Here is a 23,274-nt window from a genome sequence, read left to right as displayed (position 1 = left end):
AAGTCACAGGGATTTATTTTACCCTGTGTAATAAATAAAGGACGCTTAGATGTCCTGTCCACGGCGCGGTTCTCCCCCCGTGCCCATGCGTGAAAGCGTAAAAAAAAGCACAAATACTCAGGAGCACTCTCAATTATGTTTAAGAATGCATTTGCTAACCTGCAAAAGGTCGGTAAATCGCTGATGCTGCCAGTATCCGTACTGCCTATCGCAGGTATCCTGCTGGGCGTCGGTTCTGCAAACTTCAGCTGGCTGCCAGCCGTAGTTTCACACGTGATGGCCGAAGCAGGCGGTTCTGTTTTTGCTAACATGCCGCTGATCTTCGCTATCGGTGTTGCACTGGGCTTCACCAATAACGACGGTGTATCTGCTCTGGCCGCGGTTGTTGCTTACGGCATCATGGTGAAAACCATGGCTGTGGTTGCGCCACTGGTTCTGCATTTACCTGCTGAAGAGATCGCAGCGAAACACCTGGCAGATACCGGTGTTCTCGGCGGTATCATCTCCGGTGCTATTGCAGCCTACATGTTTAACCGCTTCTATCGCATCAAGCTGCCTGAGTATCTGGGCTTCTTCGCGGGCAAGCGCTTCGTACCGATCATCTCTGGTCTGGCTGCGATCTTCATGGGCGTTGTGCTGTCCTTCATCTGGCCTCCGATTGGTACGGCTATCCAGACCTTCTCTCAGTGGGCTGCATACCAGAACCCGGTAGTCGCGTTCGGTATCTACGGTTTCGTTGAGCGCTGCCTGGTGCCATTTGGTCTGCACCACATCTGGAACGTTCCTTTCCAGATGCAGATTGGTGAATACACCAACGCGGCAGGTCAGGTATTCCACGGTGATATCCCACGTTACATGGCAGGTGACCCAACTGCAGGCAAACTGTCTGGCGGCTTCCTGTTCAAAATGTACGGTCTGCCGGCTGCAGCGATTGCTATCTGGCACTCTGCTAAACCAGAGAACCGTGCAAAAGTGGGCGGTATCATGATCTCCGCAGCGTTGACCTCGTTCCTGACCGGTATCACCGAGCCGATCGAATTCTCCTTCATGTTCGTTGCGCCGATCCTGTACGTAATCCACGCGGTTCTGGCAGGGCTTGCATTCCCTATCTGTATCCTGCTGGGTATGCGTGACGGTACGTCCTTCTCGCACGGTCTGATCGACTTCATCGTTCTGTCCGGTAACAGCAGCAAACTGTGGCTGTTCCCAATCGTTGGTGCGTGCTATGCAGTAGCGTACTACACCATCTTCCGCGTGCTGATCAAAGCACTGGACCTGAAAACTCCAGGTCGTGAAGATTCAACTGACGATGCGAAAGCGACTTCTACCAGCGAAATGGCTCCTGCTCTGATTGCAGCTTTCGGCGGCAAAGAAAACATCACTAACCTGGACGCGTGTATCACTCGTCTGCGTGTGAGTGTTGCTGACGTGACTAAAGTTGACCAGCCGGGTCTGAAAAAACTGGGCGCAGCGGGCGTAGTTGTTGCAGGTTCGGGGGTTCAGGCGATTTTCGGTACTAAATCCGATAACCTGAAAACCGAAATGGATGAATACATCCGCAGCAACTAAGTTGTGACCTGGGGAGACTAAGGCAGCCGAATGGCTGCCTTTTTTATTGTGCCCAAACACAAGCCCGGTGGCGCTGACGCTTACCGGGCCTACGATTTGTAGGTCGGGTAAGCGCAGCGCCACCCGACAATTTCCCCCTGGCACAGCACACAAAAAAGGGAGCCAATCGGCTCCCTTTGTCATCACTGCATACTTAGAAACTGTAGCTTCCGCTCACAGAGAAGTTACGCGGCGCACCATACACACCGTAGGAACCCAGGTAGTCGTAATACTCCTCGTCGAACACGTTGTTCAGGTTGCCCTGCACGGAGAAGTTTTTGGTGACCTGGTAGCGGGTAAAGAGATCCACCACGGTATAACCGTCCTGAGTAATCTGCTTCACGCCGTTCGGGCCGTTATCAATATCTTGCCAGGTTTTGTTCTGCCAGCGAGCGCCACCGCCCACGGTCAGCTCAGGCAACATTGGCAGCTGGTAACGGGTAAACAGCTTCAGTGAAGTACGTGGCTGACTCGGGTTGACTGCCGTGCCATCTTCATCGTCGGCAATGTAACGACTTCCGCCGAAGGTCAACTGCCAGTTATCGGTTAACGCACCGTTCAGCTCGAACTCGATACCTTTGCTGACGGTACCGTCTACTGATTTATAGGCGGTTTGACCACCCGAGCCAGGGATAGGCGTCCCGGTAGGCACTGCAACGTTATCCTGCTCGATACGGAAAACGGCAACCGTCGCAGTAAGGCGCGTATTGAACCAATCACCTTTCACACCGGCTTCATAGCTCTTACCGGTCGTTGGATCGATAAAGTTACTGTTGATATCACGTTGGCCAGATGGCTGGAAAATTGAGGTATAGCTTCCGTAAATCGACCAGGTATCGTCGATGTCATAGACCAGACCCGCATACGGCGTGACCTCATGGAACTTCGCGTTACGGATTTCATCCGGTTTACGCTCCAGGTTGTACTTGGCGCTCCATTCGGTATAACGCGCGCCAAGGATCAGGTGCAGAGGATCGGCCAAAGAGAGGCGGGTGGCTGCGTACACTGATTTCTGACGGATAACGTCACGCTGGTACAGCGCGAAGTCAGACCAGGTCGGATTGGCCAGCTTGCCGTTGTAGTCATAAATACTGCCGACATCCATCAGGCCATAGTTGTCATTCACCGGATAGGAGTTGTCATAGTTATTGCGCTGACGGCTGTAGCTGCCGCCAAACATCGCTTCATGCTGACGCCCCAGTAGCTCATACCCGCCGCGCACGAAGGCATCCACCGAATCTTGTTTACGCTCACCTCTGTTCCAGCCGCCCCAGGCACCCTGGAAACTGGATGCATCGTACAGACCAGTGGTTTTATCCGGATAACCATCGATGTACATCAGCTTGCTGTCAAAGTTGGTTTCGGCGTGCATGGCGTTAACTTTGGCTTCCCAGCCGTTATCAAAGCGCTGGGTCAGGTTAGCAAAGACCTTCGTGGAGTCGTTGTTGGAATAGGTCCAGTCGGCTGCGGTGTTAAAGCCGCGACGGAAATCGGTTTTGCTGCCATCGCTGAACATAGAAGGGAAACCGCCCCACGTTGGGCTGTCTTCTTCGCTTTCCTGATAGTCATATCCCAGAGAGAGGGTAGTGGAGTCGGTAATGTCTGCATCAAGGATGCCGGAGACGAATTTCTTGCGGTAGTGATTACGCTCAACCCAGGAATCCCGGTCCTCATAACCAGCGATCACGCGGCCGCGAACATTGCCGGATTCCGTCAGAGGTGCCTGCAAGTCCATCACATAACGCTGTTTATCCCAGCTGCCGTAGGTGGCGGAGACGTTACCTTTAAATTCTTTGCTGTCCGCATGTTTACGCACCATATTGACGTAGGCAGATGGATTACCCGTTCCGCTCATCAGCCCGGCGGCCCCGCGTACCACTTCGATTTTATCGAAAATAGCAGTGTCACCTGCGGTATCACCGAAGTTCCAGCGGCTGTCGAGGAACGTCGGCATATCTTCATAGGCGAAGTTACTGATGAAAAATCCGCGGGCAAAGAAGTTGGTACGGCTGGTATCGATACGGGAAGCACTCACTCCGACGGTGTTATCCAGCACTGCGCCGATGGTATTGAGTTCCTGGTCCTGCATACGCTGCTGGCTGATCACGCTGACCGACTGCGGAATATCGCGCGGAACCAATAATAACTTGGTGCCGGTGGTGGTGGTTTTGACGCTGTAGTCCTGATCCTGCGCGCTATTCTGATCTTGCGCGTTATCTGCACCGTCAACGACAACGGTATCTTCTGGATTGGTCTCAGCGAAACTTGCGGTCGGCATCAATGCCATAGCAATGCAGGCTGCCAGCAACGTTGGTGTTGCGGCAGGCTGACGTTGCCCATCCCTGGTGTGATTAATGAAAGACATCATCAAACCCTTTCTGAGTGAATGGAAAATTATCTGCCCCAGTCCCGATAACGGTCGGAGGTCATTTCTATGTTGAAAATGCGCATGAAAATGCAAATGCGAAATATACGCATTTGAATTAACCATGTAAACAGATGTAACCATTTCACCTGAAATTATGTTTCAGTAATTTCTGGGGGCACGATGGTCAATCAGCGACCATCAATCACACGAGAAGGAAAGAAATCACGGGATAAGGTTGAAAGGACAGGAGAAACTCGCTCATACTCTTGTGTTGTGTCACGGGCAATACGCCGCACGTCAGCATTTGCCACTCACGTCACGCCAGATTAAACAAAAAAAGGAAAACGTCATGGCTGAAGAAACGATTTTCAGTAAAATTATCCGCCGTGAAATCCCGTCGGATATCGTGTATCAGGATGAACTGGTCACGGCTTTTCGCGACATTTCACCTCAGGCTCCGACACACATCCTTATCATCCCCAATATTCTGATTCCGACCGTCAATGACGTGAAAACTGAGCATGAAGTGGCGTTAGGCCGTATGCTGACGGTAGCGGCAAAAATTGCTGAGCAGGAAGGGATTGCCGAAGACGGATATCGTCTGATCATGAACTGTAATCGTCATGGTGGGCAGGAAGTTTATCATATTCACATGCATCTGCTGGGCGGTCGTCCGCTTGGGCCGATGCTGGCGCATAAAGGTCTTTGATATGCAAAGAGGGCGTATTGCTGTTCTGGCTCTGACGATGGTACTGGTGGGCTGTAGCGCCCGCCCCGCGATCCCTGTCAGCGATGAACAAACGCTGGTGATGGAGTCGTCGGTTCTGGCTGCGGGCATTACCGCTGAAGCGCCGTCGCTTACGGTCAGCGAAATCCAGCCGTCGGCGTCCTCTAAGCTCTATAACGAAAGACATGAGCCCGTCACCGTCCACTATCGGTTTTTCTGGTATGACGTAAGAGGCCTCGAAATGCATCCACTTGAAGCGCCGCGCAGCGTCATCATTCCGGCGAATTCGTCGGTCACGCTTTATGGCAGCGCTAATTATCTGGGTGCGCATAAGGTCAGACTTTATCTTTATTTGTAGGGGTGAACCTTGATTAAGAATTTGGGCCGTTACGCGCTCGTTACCGCTTTTGCGCTGTTCCTGTCGGGGTGTATCAACCGTACTGAACAGCAACCCGCGCCCGTTGATGAGGTTAAACCCGGCACTGAACAGCCGGTGACGCCAACGGAACCTGTCCCGACGGTGCCATCCGTTCCAACGATTCCTGAACAACCGGGGCCGATTGAACATCCTGATCAAACGGCACAACCGACGCCGCGCGTGCGCCACTATGACTGGAACGGTGCCATGCAGCCGATGGTCGGCAAAATGCTGCAGGCTCAGGGTGTCACCGCAGGCAGCGTGCTGCTGGTGGATAGCGTAAACAATCGCACTAACGGCTCGCTGAATGCCGGTGAAGCCACGGAAACGCTGCGCAATGCGCTGGCGAATAATGGCAAATTTACGCTGGTTTCCGTGCAGCAGCTGTCAGTCGCCAAGCAGCAGCTGGGTCTGTCACCGCAGGACAGCCTGGGCTCGCGCAGCAAGGCGATCGGCATTGCCCGCAACGTCGGGGCGCAATACGTGCTGTATTCCAACGCCACAGGTAACGTCAATACGCCAACCCTGCAAATGCAGCTGATGTTGGTCCAGACCGGTGAGATTATTTGGTCAGGTAAAGGTGCCGTTACACAACAATAACGCCACGCGCGAAGCCATTATTTCGCGCTATTTTCCGCAATATCGCCTCATCGCGCCGCAAGCCCACGCCGGGTTTAGCGGCGCGAGTTGCATTATTGAGCACGGCGATCGCCGTCTGGTTTTACGCCAGCATCACGATGCGAGCGGGCCAGCCTTCGCTTTTCGCCGTCAGCACCATGTCCTTAAACGCCTTCCCGCAAATCTGGTTCCGAAACCGCACTTCTTTCATCACGGCTGGATGGCGGTGGAGTATCTTGTGGGCGAGATCAAATGCGAGCTTCCCGATACCCAAACGCTGGCGGGCATGCTGTATTATCTGCATCAGCAATCTCGCCTGGGATGGCGCATCGCAATCTTACCGCTGCTTGACGATTACTGGCAGCGGGCGGCGCCTTCCAGACGATCGCCATTCTGGCTCGCCACGCTCAAACGCCTGCATCAGCGCGGTGAACCGCAGCCCCTGCGCCTGGTGCCATTGCATATGGACGTTCATGCCGGAAATATCGTGCATACCCCAACGGGAGAACGGCTGATCGACTGGGAGTACGCAGGCGATGGCGACGTGGCGCTGGAACTGGCGGCGGTCTGGATGCCGTCAGAAAACGCCCGGCGGGCTTTGGTTCAGGCCTATGCCAAAACGGCGAACATGGACGCGTATCAACTGCAACAGCAGGTGCAGCGCTGGCGGCCCTGGGTTTTGATGATGATGGCCGGATGGTTCGAATTGCGCTTTCAGCAATCGGCGGACAAACAATTTATTGCGCTGGCAGATGACGTCTGGCGTCAGTTACAAACTAAAGGATAAGAGAGGTTCGTGTGGGTCCAGTAATGTTGGATGTCGAAGGGTATGAACTGGATGCGGAAGAGCGCGATATTCTGGCGCATCCGCTGGTGGGTGGGCTGATTCTGTTTACCCGCAACTATCACGATCCCGCGCAGTTGCGCGAGTTGGTCCGCCAGATTCGTGCGGCGTCCCGCAACCGTCTGGTGGTTGCGGTCGATCAGGAAGGCGGACGCGTGCAGCGTTTTCGCGAGGGCTTCACCCGTCTGCCGGCGGCACAATCTTTTGCTGCGCTGCTGGGTACAGAACAGGGCGGCAAAATGGCGCAGGACGCGGGCTGGCTGATGGCGAGCGAAATGATCGCGATGGATATTGATATCAGCTTTGCGCCAGTGCTGGATGTTGGGCACATCAGCGCCGCAATTGGCGAGCGCTCTTACCACGAAGATCCGCAGATTGCGCTTACGATGGCGACGCGTTTTATTGACGGTATGCACGACGCCGGAATGAAAACGACCGGGAAACATTTCCCTGGACACGGCGCGGTCACAGCGGACTCCCACAAAGAGACGCCGCGCGATCCGCGTTCTGAAGCCGATATTCGAGCTAAAGATATGTCGGTGTTCCGCTCGCTGATTACCGATAACAAACTCGATGCCATCATGCCCGCGCATGTTATCTATAGCGATGTCGACCCACGTCCGGCCAGCGGTTCCCCACACTGGCTCAAAACCATTCTGCGCCAGGAGCTGGGCTTTAACGGCGTGATTTTCTCCGACGATTTGTCGATGGAAGGGGCGGCGATTATGGGCAGCTACGCCGAGCGCGGTCAGGCGTCACTGGATGCAGGTTGCGATATGATCCTGGTCTGCAATAATCGTAAAGGGGCGGTTAGCGTGTTAGATAACCTGTCGCCGATCAATGCTGAACGTGTTACACAATTGTATCATAAAGGTTCATTTAGCCGTCAGGAGCTGATGAGTTCGGCTCGCTGGAAGACAGTGAACACAGAGCTGGAAGCACTCAATGAGCGCTGGCAGGCACACAAAGCGGGCCAATAAACCCCTCTCGGAAGGCGTCGTGTGGTGAGGAAACAATGATCATTTATTTGCACGGTTTTGATTCGAACAGTCCAGGTAACCATGAGAAAGTGCTGCAACTGCAGTTCATCGACCCGGACGTGCGGCTGATTAGCTACAGCACGCGCCATCCGAAGCATGATATGGCGCATCTGCTCAAAGAAGTGGACAAAATGCTTCAGCTCAACGTTGACGATCGCCCGCTGATTTGCGGCGTGGGTCTCGGCGGCTACTGGGCAGAGCGAATCGGTTTTCTCTGCGATATTCGCCAGGTGGTTTTCAATCCTAATTTGTTCCCTGATGAGAACATGGAAGGCAAGATTGACCGCCCGGAAGAGTACACCGATATCGCCACCAAATGCGTGAGCAATTTCCGCGAAAAGAACCGCGACCGCTGCATGGCGATCCTTTCCCGTCACGACGAGGCGCTGGATAATCTCCGCGCGGCAGAACTGCTGCATCATTACTATGAAATTGTCTGGGACGAAGAACAGACCCACAAATTCAAAAATATCTCCCCGCATCTACAGCGCATCAAAGCCTTCAAGACCCTGGGTTAATCCCCTCTGACTAACTCAAAGCCCGGCCACGTAAGCGTGCCGGGCTTTGTCTTTGCTACAATTGAACAATTTTCAATCATCAAAACTTGATTCATATCAATTTTGGTATGACCAATGCGCCTTGCGTGTTATTCTCAATACCGTTGAATGGTTTCAGTGCTGTAACCTGTTGTTAATTAAGGGTTATTATCATAACTTTTAATTAACAATTGGTTAATAATTTAGGGGGTCACATTGACTACGCCATTGAAAAAGATAGTGATTGTAGGCGGCGGTGCCGGTGGGCTGGAGCTGGCTACGCAACTCGGCAAGAAGCTGGGACGTGGCAAGAAAGCCAAAATTACGCTGGTCGATCGCAACCACAGCCATCTGTGGAAACCGCTGCTGCATGAAGTCGCCACCGGTTCTCTGGATGAAGGTGTCGATGCCCTGAGCTATCTGGCGCACGCGCGTAATCATGATTTCCAGTTCCAGTTGGGTTCGGTGATGGATATCAACCGCGAAAGCAAAACCATTACCCTGGCAGAGCTGCGCGATGAAAAAGGCGAGCTGTTGGTCCCTGAGCGTAAACTGCCGTACGACACGCTGGTCATGGCGTTGGGCAGTACCTCAAACGACTTCAACACCCCAGGCGTGAAAGAAAACTGCATCTTCCTGGATAACCCGCATCAGGCGCGTCGTTTCCACCAGGAAATGCTGAACCTGTTCCTGAAATACTCCAACAACCTCGGTGCCAGCGGCAAAGTGAACATCGCGATTGTCGGCGGCGGGGCGACGGGCGTGGAGCTTTCTGCGGAACTGCACAACGCGGTAAAACAGCTGCACAGCTACGGCTACAAAGGGCTGACCAACGAAGCGCTGAACGTGACGCTGGTCGAAGCGGGCGAGCGCATTCTGCCTGCACTGCCACCACGCATTTCCGGTGCTGCGCACAACGAGCTGACCAAAATGGGCGTGCGTGTTCTGACCCAAACTATGGTCACCAGCGCTGATGAAGGCGGTCTGCACACCAAAGGCGGCGAGTATATTCAGGCTGACCTGATGGTCTGGGCGGCTGGCATCAAAGCGCCTGATTTCATGAAAGATATCGGCGGGTTGGAAACTAACCGCATTAACCAGCTGGTGGTCGAGCCGACGCTGCAAACTACGCGCGATCCGAACATTTTCGCCATCGGTGACTGCGCATCTTGTGCACGTCCTGAAGGCGGATTTGTCCCTCCTCGCGCGCAGGCCGCGCACCAGATGGCAAGCCTGGCGCTGCACAACATTCTGGCGCAGACCAAAGGCAAAGCGATGAAGTCTTACGTTTATAAAGACCACGGCTCGCTGGTGTCTCTGTCTAACTTCTCCACCGTAGGCAGCCTGATGGGTAACCTGATGCGCGGTTCGATGATGGTTGAAGGGCGTATCGCGCGCTTCGTCTACATCTCGCTGTACCGCATGCACCAGGTTGCGTTGCACGGCTATTTCAAAACCGGCCTGATGATGCTGGTAGGCAGTATCAACCGCGTCATCCGTCCGCGCCTCAAACTGCACTGATCCTTCAGTCCCTCCGGGCCCCCCGGAGGGATTTTTAGCATTTCCTGCTGACAATATCCGTCAGGGTGCTTAAGAGTTCTCTGAAACGCGCTGGTTTTCATTTCACTCCTCTCTTTTTGAGCGTTATTCCGATAGTCGACTCTTGTCTTTGATTGCAAAATTGTTACCAATAGCAACAAAGGAGGAAGTCCCGTGAATAAATCTATGTTGGCGGGTATAGGGATTGGCGTAGCTGCGGCGCTGGGCGTGGCAGCAGTGGCCAGTCTGAACGTGTTTGAACGCGGCCCGCAGTACGCACAAGTTGTTTCAGCCACACCGATTAAAGAATCGGTGAAAACCCCTCGTCAGGAGTGCCGCAACGTCGCGGTGACCCATCGTCGCCCGGTGCAGGATGAAAACCGCATCGCAGGCTCCGTGCTGGGGGCGGTCGCGGGTGGCGTAATCGGTCATCAGTTTGGCGGCGGACGCGGGAAAGATGTCGCGACCGTGGTCGGCGCACTGGGTGGCGGCTACGCCGGTAACCAGGTCCAGGGCGCGATGCAGGACGGCGATACCTACACCACCACGCAGCAGCGCTGCAAAACCGTGTATGACAAATCAGAAAAAATGCTCGGCTACGATGTGACCTACAAAATTGGCGATCAGCAGGGCAAAATCCGCATGGATAAAGATCCGGGTACCCAGATCCCTCTGGATAGCAACGGTCAGCTGGTTCTGAATAACAAGGTGTAAAAAAAGCGGTATTTTTGAATTTGGCTCCTCAAACGCTCAGGCTGAGGAGCCTTTTTTTCGCCTGTCAGAAGGTCAGGGCGTAGTTCAGACCGAAGGTCCGTCCGCGGCCTTTATACTCGTACAGCGCCGCATTGCCGTAGGTTGGGCTGTAGAGCAGCGGAGCACGCTGTCCCCAGACGGTGGTGTACTCTTTATCGAGCAGGTTTTCGACGCTAAACGTCAGTTTGCCCAGTGGGAGCTGATAGCTGCCGATAAAATCAACGGTATTGTAGCCATCGATTTTATTGCCCGACGCATCGCTCAGATCGAATGCCTGCTGGGTTTGCAGGCGCAACGCCCACGGTTCTGGCGCCCAGCCGACGTACGCCGTGGCTTTGGATGGCGACGCCTGCGTCACGTCCCATTTCTCCCAGGAACCGTTGGTTTTAATCTCGGATTTCAGAACGTTGAAGTTCCCGCCTAAACTCCAGTCGCTATCAGGAATAAAGTAATCCACCGCCCCTTCGACGCCGTAAATCCGGCGCTTTTGCGGATTCACATCAATAGTCATATCGGCACGATTGATATCAATAGATTTGTCCGACAGCGAGTAATACGCCGCAATCTGCGTGCGCAGCTGATCGCCGGTAAAGCGCCAGCCCAGCTCGTAGGAGTCCACTTTGATGCCTTCGAGTTTTGCATCATTCGGATTCACGCTTTTACCGAGCGCCAGATGGCCTTGTGCATCCACCGGTTTATAGGCGCCGTTGCCGTAATACTTCCCTGGGTCCGGTAATTCAACGCCCTGGGAGAAGTTAAACCACACCTGCTGGCGCTCGGTAAGGTGCGCCAGAATACCCGCGTTAAAGAGGAAATTATCGTAATCGGTTTTGCCGCCTGGAATCGCGTCGGCGGAGAGCGCATCACCTTTGGCGATTGTTTGCTGCTCTTTATAGCCGATGAAATCGTCGACGCGGTTTTCCGTCCACTGATAACGCACGCCACCGCTGAGGGTGAACACGTCATTAATGTCGTAGCTGTTTTGCAGGAACGGCGCGAAGTTAGTAATGCTGTAGCCCGGATAGCGGCCCGTGCTGTAAGCCGACTGGTTGTTCATGCCGCCAGAAGGAACGGAATTGGCCAGATCGAAGAACATCTGATTGGAATCGAAGGTTTCATGGTCAGCATCAATACCCCAGGTGAGCTGCCAGCCGTCGAGCGGTGTGCTGTTCAGCGTCAGCTTGGCGCCATACTGGTCGGTATTTTGCTCGGAAGCGGAGAAGCTGGAGATTTGCCCTTTAGCTACCGTCGGGAAAGGATAAAAACGCAGAGATTCATCGCGATAATAGATCTGCCCGACCAGTTCCTGCCCCCAGAAATCGGTGTCGGAATATTGCAGGCTAACCAGATGTCGCTCGGTGCCAGGGATACGGTCAGAGCTAAATCCGCTGGAGGTGCGAGCCGTGCCATTGCCGGTGACGGCGCTCATATTCTTGTCCAGATACAACCCGTAATCATCGTCACCCTGGCTTTTGTAATACTGCGTGACCAGCTGTAGCTGACGGGTTTCGTCAATTTCAATCGTACCGGTGCCCATCACGTCCAGACGATCCGAATGCTGCAATCCGGTCTGGGTATTGTCGAAGGTGAGTGCATCACCGTTACCGTCGTACCAACCGCCAAAGCGCTGATAGGCTACGGACAGGCGGCCCGAGGCGTGATCGTTGCCACCGCTGACGGCGGCAGCCACGCGCTCATCGCGATCGTCGCTATTGTTAAAGCCGCTTTTACCGCCCAGTTCCAGGTCGACCTGGGTTTCCGGCTGGCCTTTTTTGGTGACGATATTAATCAGGCCGCCGGTACTGCCGCCGCCATACAGTGAAGTGGAACCGGAAATAACTTCAATGTGCTCGACGTTAAACGGGTCAATAGAATCCAGCTGGCGGCTGTCGGTGCGCGACGAGTTCAATCGCACGCCGTCGATCAGCACCACAATCGCGCGGCCACGCATGTTCATTCCGTAGTTGGTGCGCCCCTGGCTGCTGACGTCCATGCCAGGAATCAGTTGGCCGAGAATATCCTTGAACTCTTTCCCGCCCTGAACCTGTTGTTCAATCTCCTGGCCTTCGATAATCCACGTCGTCTGAGCCATTTCGGCGACGGTGCGATGGCTACGGTTGGCGCTAACAATCAGATTGTCTTCGTTTTTTTGTTCTGCATACAGCGGCATCGCGATGGCCAGTAGAACAGGGTTGAGCACCCAGAGGCTCTTCTTCATCATCATTCCTTGTTGAGCTTTTGCTCTTTGTTTTCGGCAGGTCAAATTACACAATCGAAACATTGTGAAATAAATGTAAACACGAATAGTGCCGAGAAAGAGTCTCATTATCAACCCGCTGAATTAAGAGGGTTTACAGGATAAGAATTTGAAAAGGAGGGGGAGAGGACAAGAAAAAGGGCGGTGACCCGCCCTGATAATCAGAGTTTGAGCAGCTCAGGCCAAAGGCGCAGGGTGGTGCGGGAGATACTTTGCAATTTTTCCAGGCTTGCGCCTTCGCGCGCGCTGATCGACATCCCCTGAAGCACACAGCTTAAAAATTGTGTGAGTTCGAGGGGATCGCAATGCGCCGGGATCTCACCGCGTTCTTGTCGCTGGCGTAGAAACGCGCCCAACGTCTCTTCCTGCATCGCATGGCGCGATTTCACTGTATTAGCGATATCTTTCGACGCGGCGGCAAGCGTGGCGGAAGTGTTAATCATGAAACAGCCCGCTGGCGTGTCTTTGCTGGTAAAGCAGGCCGAGATGGCCGCGAAGTAATCCTGCAATGCTTGCTCAACGCTTTTCTCTTCGCAAAACAGCTGAGCTTCATGTTTGGCCGCGAAACGCGTGATGTAGCGATCGAGCACTGCGCGGAACAGGCCTTCTTTATTGGTGAATTCTGCATACAGCGTCGGGGCTTTGGCGCCCGTCGCTTCGACCAGGTCGGAGAGCGAGGTGGCTTCATACCCATGCTGCCAGAAGAGTGTCATGGCCTTATCGAGCGCCGCATCCCTGTCGAACACTTTCGGTCGGCCACGGCTTTTTTTTACGCAACTCGTGACGTCGGTTGTCATTTGCCGTTGTACCTGTGTTGGTTTGTTGAATGATCATTATAAAAATTATAGCCACCCGCGACCAGCACTGATTTCACAAAAATAAATTAATCATATGGGTATGAAAAATAAGAGGTTTAAAATTAATTTAATGGTCATTATAAAATTATGTTGACGTGTGACCTGGATCACATCTATCATTTACCTATCGATCGTTAAGTAAATAACTAACGACCTCCCAAATTCATCTGTTAAAGGCTAATAATCATGAAAACTATCAACACCCTTATCGCTGCTGCTGTACTGAGTTCACTGTCATTCGCAAGCTTCGCGGCTGTAGAAGTGCAGTCCACCCCGGCTGACCAGCATAAAGTCGGTACTATCTCTGCAAATGCAGGTACCAACCTGGGTTCACTGGAAGACCAGTTAGCACAGAAAGCAGAAGAAATGGGCGCGAAATCATTCCGCATCACTTCTGTAACCGGTCCGAACAACCTTCATGGTACCGCTGTTATCTACAAATAAGCCTGGCGTAACCCTCATATATGCCACTGCTATAAAAAAGGCCCTGCTGAAAAGCAGGGCCTTTTTTCGTTCTATCTATTCTTAAAGCGCCTGTTGCCCTACATCGTGATGCGGTGTGACATCCACCGGCATTCCCGAGCGCACGTCCATCGCTTTTTCCATCACCGCGCTATCTGCACGGGCCTTGAAGGTCTGCATCGCGGCGTTAAGCGTAATCGGCAGCGTTTGTGGATCATCACCAATGTTCTTCGACAGCGGCTGGTGAATCTCCACCAGACGTCTCCCGCCCGGCTCTTCAGACACTTTGATCGGCGTGTTGATAATATTGACCTTGGTTCCTGGTGTTATCACGCGGAACAGCGTCTCGATATCCCCGTCGCGCAGGCGAATACAGCCAGAACTCACGCGCATCCCGATACCAAAATCAGCGTTGGTGCCATGCAGCAAATAGACGCCACCGTAAGCGGCGAGGCGAATGGCGTGATGACCCATTGGGTTATCCGGACCCGCCGGAACCACGGCAGGCAGATCAATCCCCTGGGCTTTATAGCGCGCACGAATATTGGCCGTCGGCGTCCAGGTTGGGTTGGCGCGTTTATCCGAAACGGTGGTCACCATCGTCGGCGTCAGGGTGTCGCCGCCCAACTGACCAATCCCGATGGGATAAACCGTCACTTCACTTTTACCCGGCGGGTAATAATAGAGGCGCAGTTCGGCGAGGTTTATCACCAGACCTTCGCGCGGTGCATCAGGCAGCAGCGTTTGCAGCGGGATGGTCAGGACGCTGCCGGGGCGCGGTACGTACGGGTCGACACCAGGGTTGGCCTGTAACAATGCCAGGAAGCCGACGTTGTATTTTTTGGCAATCGCCTCCAGCGAACCGCCATCATTTTCCACCACGTGGAAGCGGTTCTCGCCTACCAGACGGCTTCCGGCTGGGGGCAGAGGCCAGGTATTAGCCCGAGCGGGCAGGGCGATCGCGACGGTTGCCGCGAGAGCAAAAAGGGTTATCCAGCGAGTAAAACGCAGAGTCATCATCACCAATATCCACAATAATATTCAGGTTATTGTTATGTAAAAGTTAATTGCTGATTATGACCAACAGGCGTGTCGGGAAACGCAGGGGAAGTGCAAAGAGTTTGTAAATATTGCCCCGGCAGACGTCACGCCGCCGGGGCAGACAGCAAGATTACGCCGCCGCGTTCTCTTCTAGCTGACGCATAAAGTTTCGCACCCACTCCATGCGCGTTTTACGATCGCTCAGTTCCTGCATGAACTTCAGACGCGTTGGGCCATCGAGGCGGAAATGCTGCGGCTGTTTTTGCAACAAACCAATAAGCCAGATCGGATCGACGTGATTTTTCTCCGCAAATTCAATCACACCGCCCTTATCGTTGCCTTCGAGCTTACGAATCCCCAGCTTCTGCGCCAGCTGGCGCAGTCGGGCGATATCGAGCAGGTTACGCGCCGCATCTGGCAGCAGGCCAAAACGATCAATCAGCTCGACTTTTAGCTCCTCCAGCTCGGTTTCTTTTTTGGCGCTGGCAATGCGCTTATAGAACGACAGGCGCGTGTTCACATCCGGGATGAAATCATCCGGCAGCAGGGCAGGCATACGCAGTTCCACCTCCGTTTGCTGGCTAGTAAGATCCTCCAGGGACGGTTCACGGCCTTCTTTCAGCGCATCGACGGCATTTTCCAGCAGCTCCATATACAGCGAGAAACCGATGGTTTCCATCGAACCACTTTGATCTTCGCCGAGCAGTTCACCGGCGCCACGGATCTCAAGGTCGTGCGTCGCCAGCGCGAAACCGGCGCCCAGATCTTCCAGAGAGGCGATTGCTTCCAGACGTTTTTGCGCGTCAGTGGTCATCGCTTTCGGATGCGGTGTCAGCAGCCAGGCGTAGGCCTGATGGTGAGAACGCCCGACGCGCCCGCGCAGTTGGTGAAGCTGTGCCAGACCGAAGTGATCGGCCCGTTCGATGATGATGGTATTCGCCGTCGGAATGTCGATCCCGGTTTCGATAATCGTGGTGCAGACCAGCACGTTGAAACGCTGGTGGTGGAAATCGTTCATCACCCGCTCCAGCTCGCGCTCACGCATCTGGCCGTGACCGATGGCAATGCGGGCTTCGGGCACCAGCTCCGCCAGCTTATCTGCCGCTTTCTGGATATTTTCAACGTCGTTGTAGAGGTAGTAAACCTGGCCGCCGCGCAGCACTTCACGCAGGATCGCCTCGCGCACCACCAGGCTGTCGTATTCACGCACAAAGGTTTTCACCGCCAGACGACGGGCAGGCGGCGTGGCAATAATCGACAGATCGCGCATCCCGCTCATCGCCATATTCAGCGTACGCGGAATCGGGGTGGCGGTGAGCGTCAGGATATCCACATCCGCACGCATCGCTTTGATACGCTCTTTGTGACGCACGCCGAAGCGGTGCTCCTCATCGACGATCAACAGGCCTAAATCTTTCCACTTCACATCGCTTTGCAGCAGCTTGTGGGTGCCGATCAGAATATCTATTTTGCCTTCGCTTGCCTGCTCCAGAATCTGCGTCTGCTCTTTTGCACTGCGAAAACGCGACAGCATCTCAATGCGCACCGGCCAGTTGGCGAAGCGGTCGCGGAAGTTGTCATAGTGCTGCTGGGCCAGCAGCGTGGTCGGCACCAGCACCGCGACCTGTTTATTGTTTTCCACGGCCAGGAAGGTGGCGCGCATCGCCACTTCGGTTTTGCCGAAGCCAACGTCACCGCACACCAGGCGATCCATCGCCAGCGGCTGACACATATCGCTGAGTACGGCGTTAATGGCCTGGGCCTGATCCGGCGTGGTTTCAAACGGGAAGCTGTCACAGAACAGCTGATATTGTTCTTTATCGTGCTTAAAGGCGTAGCCCGTTTTCGCCGCGCGCTGGGCATAAATATCCAGCAGCTCGGCGGCGACATCACGCACTTTTTCAGCGGCTTTCTGGCGCGCGCGCGTCCAGGCATCACTGCCCAGTTTATGCAGCGGGGCGCTCTCTTCCGCGCCACCGGCGTAGCGGCTGATCAAATGCAGAGAAGACACCGGTACGTAGAGTTTTGCGTCACCGAGATAGGTAATTATCAGGTATTCCGCCGTAATGCCGCCCGCTTCGAGGGTGGTCATTCCCGCATATCGCCCAACGCCATGTTCCAGATGGACAATGGGCTGGCCGACGTGCAGTTCGGCCAGGTTACGGATCAGCGTATCCGGGTTAATAGTCCGACGATTGTCCTGACGACGTCGTGCCACACGTTCGCCGAGCAGATCGCTTTCGCAAATCAGCGCCCGGTTATTCAGGGTATCGATAAATCCGTGTTCGGCTGAGCCGATCATCAGATAGCGCCCATTATCAGCGGCTTCATCGAGGCGCAAAATGCGTTTTGGCGACACTTTGATGCGGGCCAGCAGTTCACCCAGTGCTTCGCGGCGGCCTTCACTCTCGACCGAGAAAATCACCGGGCCGGTGAAGTTTTCAAGAAACTTGCGCAGATTATCCAGCGGCGATTTTTGCTGCGCCTGAACGGAGAGGTCCGGCAGTGTCTTAAACGCCAGGTTAGCGTTGGCGGCTTTGTCCGGCAGATTTTCTGTTTTGAGCTGAACGCGCGGCCATTTTTTCAGTTCTGAAAACAGCTCATCGGTACGTAGCCAAAGCTGCTCTGGCGGGAGCAGTGGGCGCATCGGGTCGACACCACGATTCTCAAAACGGGCGCGGGTTTCACTCTCAAACCGGGTGGCGCTGGCCTCCAGATCGCCGGTATTGACGATCAGCATTTTGGCCGGGAAATAGCTGAACAGCGCCGGGAGCGGCTCGCTGAAGAACAGTGGCTGCCAGTATTCAATCCCCGCAGGCAGCGTACCTTTGCTGACCTGCTGATAAATGTGTTCGGCGTCGCGCTTCACATCGAACTTATCGCGCCACTGGCTGCGGAAAAGCTCGATGGCGGTTTTGTCGGTCGGGAATTCGTGTGCTGGCAGTAAATTAATCGCTTCAACCTCTTCCAGCGTGCGCTGGGTGTCGGGGTCAAAGACGCGCAGACTGTCGATTTCATCATCGAAGAAATCCAGGCGATACGGCTGATCGCTGCCCATCGGGTAGAGATCCAGCAGTGCGCCGCGCGTGGCGTATTCGCCGTGCTCCATCACCTGATCTACGTGACGATAGCCCGCGCTGTCGAGCTGCGCACGCAGCGCATCGCGCGACAGGCGCTGGCCTTTTTTCATCACCAGCGCATGACCGTTCAGGAAGCTGTGCGGGCAAACTCGCTGCATCAAAGTGTTGACCGGAACGATCAGCACGCCGCGCTGCATTGACGGCAGTTGATAGAGCGTTGAAAGGCGCGAGGAGATGATCTCCTGATGCGGGGAAAAACTGTCGTAGGGCAGCGTTTCCCAGTCAGCCAGGTTGAACACCAGGCTGTCGGTAAACTGGCGGATCTCGTCGTGCAAACGGAGCGCATTTTGCATATCGGGGGCCACGAGGACCACCGGTCCAGAGTGACGCTCAACGATCTCTGCCACCAGCGTGGCGCAGGCAGCGCCCGTCAGTTCGCCTAGCTGGCGCTGGTCGCCCGCTTTGTTGGGCAGGGAATAACGGTATTGTTCAGGCATGGCTTTGTCAGAGTCTCTTATGAGTTTTGGGACATATCACTGATACGCAATGTCTTTATTATCCTTGATCGTTTTGCATTAGCAAACCGGAACCGCACAGAGCGTGAATTCGCCCCCGGAAGAGGGCGAAGGGAAGGGTTAGCGTGTGGCCTGAACCGGTGCGAGACGGGCGGGAGGAGCAAAGAAAACGTCACCAAACAGGGCGCTGGAGACTTTGCGCGCGCCCAGGCCAAACAGCGTACACACCAGCAGGCTGATGAACGGGTAGACCAGAATCAGGCTCAGCTCGGCCCACACCGGCCAGGTCCCGGCGTTGAGTTGACCAATCAGGAACAGGCTAAACATTTCAATTAAAATGCGATGGGTGGTGTAAATCGCAATGGTATTCGAGCCGACGACGTTCAGCAGATTGCTCGGATGGACGGCATAACGCTGCTCGACGCTGTAAAAGAGTTTCATGATCAGCAGAATCGACAGAAGCGACAGCAACAGGGGAACATTGGCAAACCACAGCACCACCGAGACCGCGCCAAATGCAACAATCGGCAGCCAGGTGCGGCGCATTGTCATCCCTTTCATCCACTCCATCAGCTGCGCGCCGTACCAGGCCCCAAGGCTGTAGTAGATCATATTGCGCACCACACTGTTCATCCCCCACCACGGCAGCGGCAGGAAATTAATCGCCACGCTCGCCAGGGCCATGAACGCCAGAACCGGCAATTTCCAGCGGCTGAGCAGTTTGCACAGGATGAAATAGACAATCAGCGCATAGAGATACCACAGGCTGGTGCTGGCGGTGAGCATGGCACGCATAAATTCGCCGATCGAACCTGCGTATGCGGCGTTGGAAGAGGTGGCTAATTCACGCTCCGGCGCAAGCCAGGCGTTAATGTGGCTCAGCGCTTGCCACTGCAACACGCCCCACAGCGCCAGCACCCAGACGATACTCCAGATTCGCTTATCCAGGCTGATTCGCCAGCCTACTTCATCGATATAACGACGAATAAGATAGCCCGAAATAAAGAAAAACACCGGCATACGAAACGGTGCGAGATAGAGATTAAAATAGACCCAGCATTTGGCGAGCAGACCGGACAGCGGGTGTTGTAGCCCGTTCAGGTGAGGATAAAAGGTGATCACCGAGTGGTAAATCACCACCAGGCAGATACACAGCCCCTTTATCTGATTAATCCATAATGCTTTTTGTTTCATCGGTCTTCGAACCTTGTTTTGCCATAAAAGAAGCCGTTAATCCTGGGCGAAGGGGCCAGAGATGTAACGGGTAACAGTCTGTATCCGGAGGATTTTCAGAAAAGGTGGAGAATGGCGCGTCTCTCGGGAATATTGATTCGTGAAGTAGCGTGATGATTTCTCAGACTTTTTCGCCAGAATCATTACCAAAGCTTACGGTTTCAGTCATTTACGCTTAACGGATTCGCTTATATACTCGTGGGTCTGCTATCAGCAACCAGACGGATTTCATGTATCAACCTGTCGCACTCTTCATAGGCTTACGCTACATGCGTGGGCGCGCCGCGGACCGCTTCGGTCGCTTTGTCTCCTGGCTTTCCACTATTGGCATTACGCTTGGCGTGATGGCGCTGGTGACGGTTCTGTCCGTGATGAATGGCTTCGAGCGCGAGCTGCAAAACAACATCCTGGGGCTAATGCCGCAGGCGGTTCTCTCTTCGTCTAATGGCTCGATCAACCCGCAACAGCTGCCGGAAAGCGCCGTGAAGTTACAGGGCGTGAGCCGAATTGCGCCGCTGACCACCGGTGACGTGGTGCTGCAAAGCGCGCGCAGCGTGTCGGTGGGCGTGATGCTGGGTATCGATCCGGCGCAAAAAGACCCTCTCACACCCTATCTGACCAACGTCAAACAGACCGATCTTGAACCCGGCAAATACAACGTGATTCTCGGCGAACAACTCGCCAGCCAGCTGGGCGTCAACCGTGGCGATCAGCTGCGCGTGATGGTGCCCTCTGCCAGTCAGTTCACGCCGATGGGCCGCTTGCCGAGCCAGCGTTTGTTCAACGTTATCGGTACTTTCGCCGCCAATAGCGAAGTCGACGGCTATCAAATGCTGGTCAATATTCAGGACGCTTCGCGCCTGATGCGCTATCCGCTGGGCAACATCAGCGGCTGGCGTTTGTGGCTCAATGAACCGCTGAAAGTGGATACCCTGAGCCAGCAAAAACTGCCGGAAGGCACCAAATGGACGGACTGGCGTGATCGCAAAGGCGAGCTGTTCCAGGCCGTGCGTATGGAAAAGAACATGATGGGGCTGCTGCTGAGCCTGATCGTTGCCGTCGCCGCGTTTAACATCATCACGTCTCTTGGCCTGATGGTGATGGAAAAACAGGGCGAAGTGGCGATCCTGCAAACTCAGGGGCTGACGCCGCGCCAGATTATGGCGGTGTTTATGGTTCAGGGGGCGAGCGCCGGGATTATCGGTGCGCTGCTCGGTGCCGTGCTGGGCGCATTACTTGCCAGCCAGCTCAATAATTTAATGCCGATAATCGGTATTCTGCTCGATGGTGCCGCGCTGCCGGTGGCAATCGAGCCATTGCAGGTAGTGGGTATTGCGCTGGTCGCAATGGCCATCGCGCTGCTCTCTACGCTTTATCCTTCCTGGCGCGCCGCCGCCACTCAACCCGCTGAGGCTTTACGTTATGAATAAGATCCTGTTGCAATGCGACAACCTGTCCAAACGCTATCAGGAAGGCACCGTGCAGACTGATGTGCTGCATGAGGTCACTTTCAGCGTGGGCGAAGGCGAAATGATGGCGATTGTCGGCAGCTCCGGCTCGGGCAAAAGTACCTTGCTGCACCTGCTGGGCGGGCTGGATACGCCAACGTCTGGCGATGTGATTTTCTCGGGCCAGCCGATGAGCAAAATGTCGTCGACGGCAAAAGCCGATCTGCGTAACCAGTCGCTGGGCTTTATCTACCAGTTCCACCACTTGCTGCCTGATTTCACCGCGCTGGAAAACGTCGCCATGCCGCTGCTGATTGGCAAAAAGAAACCGGCAGAGATCAACACCCGTGCCAGCGATATGCTGAAAGCCGTTGGCCTGGGGCATCGTGCGAATCATCGTCCGTCTGAACTCTCCGGCGGCGAACGTCAGCGTGTGGCGATTGCCCGCGCGCTGGTGAATAACCCGCGTCTGGTGCTGGCCGATGAACCGACCGGTAACCTTGATGCGCGTAACGCAGACAGTATTTTCGAATTGCTGGGTGAACTTAATGCCTCTCAGGGAACCGCGTTCCTGGTGGTGACCCACGATCTGCAGCTGGCGCGTCGCATGAGCCGCCAACTGGAGATGCGTGACGGTCGTCTGACGGCGGAACTGACCCTGATGGGAGCCGAGTAATGGCTTCATCGTTATCCTTATTGATCGGTACACGTTTTAGCCGTGGTCGCCGTCGCGGCGGCATGGTGTCGCTGATTTCGGTGATCTCCACCGTGGGTATCGCGCTGGGTGTGGCGGTGCTGATTGTCGGTTTAAGTGCGATGAACGGTTTTGAACGCGAGCTGAATAACCGCATTCTGGCAGTGGTTCCGCACGGCGAAATTGAGCCGGTGAATCAGCCGTGGACCAACTGGAGCGAGGCCCTCACTAAAGTCGAAAAAGTGCCGGGCATTGCTGCCGCAGCGCCGTACATCAACTTCACCGGGCTGGTGGAGAGCGGGGCGAATTTGCGTGCTATTCAGGTCAAAGGCGTGAATCCAGAGCAGGAAGCGCGTTTGAGCGCTCTGCCACAGTTTGTGCAGAACGGCGCGTGGGCGAACTTTAAAGCCGGTGAACAGCAGATTATTATCGGCAAAGGCGTTGCCGATGCGCTGAAGGTCAAGCAGGGCGACTGGGTATCAATCATGATCCCGAACGCCAGTGCCGACCATAAGCTCCAGCAACCGAAGCGCGTGCGTTTGCACGTCACCGGTATTTTGCAGCTGAGCGGTCAACTCGACCACAGTTTTGCGATGGTGCCGCTGGACGATGCGCGTCAGTATCTGGATATGGGCGACAGCGTCACCGGCATTGCCATCAAGGTGAACGACGTCTTTAACGCCAACAAACTGGTGCGTGATGCGGGCGGTGTGACCAACAGCTATGTCTATATCAAGAGCTGGATTGGCACCTACGGCTATATGTATCGCGATATTCAGATGATCCGCGCCATTATGTATCTGGCGATGGTGCTGGTGATCGGCGTGGCCTGTTTTAACATCGTTTCGACGCTGGTTATGGCGGTCAAAGACAAGAGCAGTGACATTGCCGTACTGCGTACTCTGGGTGCGAAAGACGGTCTTATTCGTGCCATTTTCGTCTGGTATGGTTTGCTGGCGGGACTGTTCGGCAGCCTGTGCGGCGTGGTGATTGGCGTGGTGGTTTCTCTACAGTTAACGCCCATTATCAACGGGATTGAAAAGCTGATCGGGCACCAGTTCCTGTCCGGCGATATCTATTTTATTGACTTCCTGCCGTCTGAATTGCACTGGCTGGACGTTATTTATGTGCTGGTTACAGCACTTTTACTGAGTCTGCTGGCAAGCTGGTATCCGGCGCGTCGCGCAAGCCGAATTGATCCGGCGAGGGTGCTAAGTGGCCAGTAATTACGTCATG

At 54.6% G+C, this 23,274-nt stretch carries 19 protein-coding genes; 13 read left to right on the top strand and 6 right to left on the bottom strand.

Annotation, left to right across the window (positions count from 1 at the left end; all coding sequences use genetic code 11):
* The first annotated feature begins 135 nt into the window (after nt 1-135).
* Nucleotides 136-1,569 carry a PTS glucose transporter subunit IIBC gene (gene ptsG / locus JBO43_RS09685; protein ID WP_095281603.1) on the top strand — a complete coding sequence of 478 codons (1,434 nt, stop codon included), beginning with the start codon at nt 136-138 and terminating at the stop codon, nt 1,567-1,569.
* A 193-nt stretch (nt 1,570-1,762) separates the two neighbouring features.
* On the opposite strand, the gene fhuE is transcribed toward ptsG, so the two are convergent.
* Nucleotides 1,763-3,973 carry a ferric-rhodotorulic acid/ferric-coprogen receptor FhuE gene (gene fhuE, locus JBO43_RS09680; RefSeq protein WP_202674289.1) on the bottom strand — a complete coding sequence of 737 codons (2,211 nt, stop codon included), beginning with the start codon at nt 3,971-3,973 and terminating at the stop codon, nt 1,763-1,765.
* Nucleotides 3,974-4,325: 352 nt separating this feature from the next.
* Here fhuE and hinT point away from each other — a divergent pair, with 352 nt between their 5' ends.
* The 8 genes from hinT (at nt 4,326) to JBO43_RS09640 (ending at nt 10,412) form a co-directional block, all read left to right on the top strand.
* Nucleotides 4,326-4,685 carry a purine nucleoside phosphoramidase gene (hinT, locus tag JBO43_RS09675; protein ID WP_006809243.1) on the top strand — a complete coding sequence of 120 codons (360 nt, stop codon included), beginning with the start codon at nt 4,326-4,328 and terminating at the stop codon, nt 4,683-4,685.
* 1 nt (nt 4,686) lies between these two features.
* Complete coding sequence (locus JBO43_RS09670; RefSeq protein WP_095281604.1) at nt 4,687-5,061, top strand: YcfL family putative periplasmic lipoprotein; 375 nt, start codon at nt 4,687-4,689, stop codon at nt 5,059-5,061.
* A 9-nt stretch (nt 5,062-5,070) separates the two neighbouring features.
* Nucleotides 5,071-5,721, top strand: coding sequence for a penicillin-binding protein activator LpoB (lpoB, locus tag JBO43_RS09665; protein ID WP_217450018.1), 651 nt, complete (start codon nt 5,071-5,073; stop codon nt 5,719-5,721).
* Nucleotides 5,702-6,526, top strand: coding sequence for a thiamine kinase (gene thiK, locus JBO43_RS09660; protein WP_202674202.1), 825 nt, complete (start codon nt 5,702-5,704; stop codon nt 6,524-6,526). Before lpoB ends, thiK begins: the two co-directional genes overlap by 20 nt.
* An 11-nt stretch (nt 6,527-6,537) precedes the next feature.
* Nucleotides 6,538-7,563 (top strand): beta-N-acetylhexosaminidase, encoded by a 1,026-nt coding sequence (gene nagZ, locus JBO43_RS09655; protein WP_202674201.1) that lies wholly within the window; start codon nt 6,538-6,540, stop codon nt 7,561-7,563.
* 35 nt (nt 7,564-7,598) lie between these two features.
* Nucleotides 7,599-8,141, top strand: a complete 543-nt coding sequence (ycfP, locus tag JBO43_RS09650) for an alpha/beta hydrolase YcfP (protein ID WP_095281607.1) — start codon at nt 7,599-7,601, stop codon at nt 8,139-8,141.
* Between the two features lie 234 nt (nt 8,142-8,375).
* Entirely contained in the window at nt 8,376-9,680 is a 1,305-nt protein-coding gene (locus JBO43_RS09645; RefSeq protein WP_202674200.1) for an NAD(P)/FAD-dependent oxidoreductase, read from the top strand.
* Nucleotides 9,681-9,872: 192 nt separating this feature from the next.
* Nucleotides 9,873-10,412, top strand: coding sequence for a glycine zipper 2TM domain-containing protein (locus tag JBO43_RS09640; RefSeq protein ID WP_095281609.1), 540 nt, complete (start codon nt 9,873-9,875; stop codon nt 10,410-10,412).
* Nucleotides 10,413-10,476: 64 nt separating this feature from the next.
* Here JBO43_RS09640 and JBO43_RS09635 read toward each other — a convergent pair whose 3' ends face one another.
* Both JBO43_RS09635 and comR read right to left on the bottom strand, forming a co-directional pair.
* Complete coding sequence (locus JBO43_RS09635; RefSeq protein ID WP_103948627.1) at nt 10,477-12,669, bottom strand: TonB-dependent siderophore receptor; 2,193 nt, start codon at nt 12,667-12,669, stop codon at nt 10,477-10,479.
* Nucleotides 12,670-12,869: 200 nt separating this feature from the next.
* Entirely contained in the window at nt 12,870-13,505 is a 636-nt protein-coding gene (gene comR / locus JBO43_RS09630; RefSeq protein ID WP_095281611.1) for a TetR family copper-responsive transcriptional repressor ComR, read from the bottom strand.
* A 246-nt stretch (nt 13,506-13,751) separates the two neighbouring features.
* Here comR and bhsA point away from each other — a divergent pair, with 246 nt between their 5' ends.
* The gene (bhsA, locus tag JBO43_RS09625) at nt 13,752-14,009 is read left to right on the top strand and encodes a multiple stress resistance protein BhsA (RefSeq protein WP_095281612.1); all 258 of its coding nucleotides are present in this window, start codon (nt 13,752-13,754) and stop codon (nt 14,007-14,009) included.
* Nucleotides 14,010-14,090: 81 nt separating this feature from the next.
* On the opposite strand, the gene ldtC is transcribed toward bhsA, so the two are convergent.
* From ldtC to JBO43_RS09610, 3 genes are all read right to left on the bottom strand, one after another.
* The gene (ldtC, locus tag JBO43_RS09620; protein ID WP_103948625.1) at nt 14,091-15,050 is read right to left on the bottom strand and encodes a L,D-transpeptidase LdtC; all 960 of its coding nucleotides are present in this window, start codon (nt 15,048-15,050) and stop codon (nt 14,091-14,093) included.
* Between the two features lie 148 nt (nt 15,051-15,198).
* Nucleotides 15,199-18,645 (bottom strand): transcription-repair coupling factor, encoded by a 3,447-nt coding sequence (mfd, locus tag JBO43_RS09615; protein WP_202674199.1) that lies wholly within the window; start codon nt 18,643-18,645, stop codon nt 15,199-15,201.
* A 138-nt stretch (nt 18,646-18,783) separates the two neighbouring features.
* The gene (locus JBO43_RS09610) at nt 18,784-19,857 is read right to left on the bottom strand and encodes an acyltransferase family protein (protein ID WP_095281615.1); all 1,074 of its coding nucleotides are present in this window, start codon (nt 19,855-19,857) and stop codon (nt 18,784-18,786) included.
* Between the two features lie 269 nt (nt 19,858-20,126).
* Between JBO43_RS09610 and lolC the strand changes: the two genes are divergently transcribed.
* Genes lolC through lolE form a run of 3 tightly spaced genes read left to right on the top strand, consistent with a single transcriptional unit; the run spans nt 20,127 to nt 23,264 of the window.
* Nucleotides 20,127-21,326 carry a lipoprotein-releasing ABC transporter permease subunit LolC gene (gene lolC / locus JBO43_RS09605; protein ID WP_103947609.1) on the top strand — a complete coding sequence of 400 codons (1,200 nt, stop codon included), beginning with the start codon at nt 20,127-20,129 and terminating at the stop codon, nt 21,324-21,326.
* Nucleotides 21,319-22,020 carry a lipoprotein-releasing ABC transporter ATP-binding protein LolD gene (gene lolD, locus JBO43_RS09600; protein WP_095281617.1) on the top strand — a complete coding sequence of 234 codons (702 nt, stop codon included), beginning with the start codon at nt 21,319-21,321 and terminating at the stop codon, nt 22,018-22,020. The genes lolC and lolD overlap by 8 nt, the downstream gene beginning before the upstream one ends.
* Nucleotides 22,020-23,264 carry a lipoprotein-releasing ABC transporter permease subunit LolE gene (gene lolE / locus JBO43_RS09595; protein ID WP_202674198.1) on the top strand — a complete coding sequence of 415 codons (1,245 nt, stop codon included), beginning with the start codon at nt 22,020-22,022 and terminating at the stop codon, nt 23,262-23,264. Before lolD ends, lolE begins: the two co-directional genes overlap by 1 nt.
* Nucleotides 23,265-23,274: the final 10 nt, after the last annotated feature.

Origin of the sequence: Lelliottia jeotgali, assembly GCF_016771845.1 — a bacterium.
In the GTDB taxonomy this organism is placed as follows: Bacteria; Pseudomonadota; Gammaproteobacteria; order Enterobacterales; family Enterobacteriaceae; genus Enterobacter; species Enterobacter jeotgali.
The sequence above is the reverse complement of the archived record's forward strand: the minus strand, read 5'-3'. Positions and strand labels throughout refer to the sequence as shown.

Bases quoted from the DNA above. Each gene is read 5' to 3' on its own strand.
- ptsG (WP_095281603.1), top strand. From the start codon at position 136: ATGTTTAAGAATGCATTTGCTAACCTGCAAAAGGTCGGTAAATCGCTG.
- ycfP (WP_095281607.1), top strand. From the start codon at position 7,599: ATGATCATTTATTTGCACGGTTTTGATTCGAACAGTCCAGGTAACCAT.
- JBO43_RS09610 (WP_095281615.1), bottom strand. From the start codon at position 19,857: ATGAAACAAAAAGCATTATGGATTAATCAGATAAAGGGGCTGTGTATC.
- bhsA (WP_095281612.1), top strand. From the start codon at position 13,752: ATGAAAACTATCAACACCCTTATCGCTGCTGCTGTACTGAGTTCACTG.
- JBO43_RS09635 (WP_103948627.1), bottom strand. From the start codon at position 12,669: ATGAAGAAGAGCCTCTGGGTGCTCAACCCTGTTCTACTGGCCATCGCG.
- hinT (WP_006809243.1), top strand. From the start codon at position 4,326: ATGGCTGAAGAAACGATTTTCAGTAAAATTATCCGCCGTGAAATCCCG.
- lolE (WP_202674198.1), top strand. From the start codon at position 22,020: ATGGCTTCATCGTTATCCTTATTGATCGGTACACGTTTTAGCCGTGGT.
- comR (WP_095281611.1), bottom strand. From the start codon at position 13,505: ATGACAACCGACGTCACGAGTTGCGTAAAAAAAAGCCGTGGCCGACCG.
- fhuE (WP_202674289.1), bottom strand. From the start codon at position 3,973: ATGTCTTTCATTAATCACACCAGGGATGGGCAACGTCAGCCTGCCGCA.
- JBO43_RS09670 (WP_095281604.1), top strand. From the start codon at position 4,687: ATGCAAAGAGGGCGTATTGCTGTTCTGGCTCTGACGATGGTACTGGTG.
- lolD (WP_095281617.1), top strand. From the start codon at position 21,319: ATGAATAAGATCCTGTTGCAATGCGACAACCTGTCCAAACGCTATCAG.
- lolC (WP_103947609.1), top strand. From the start codon at position 20,127: ATGTATCAACCTGTCGCACTCTTCATAGGCTTACGCTACATGCGTGGG.
- mfd (WP_202674199.1), bottom strand. From the start codon at position 18,645: ATGCCTGAACAATACCGTTATTCCCTGCCCAACAAAGCGGGCGACCAG.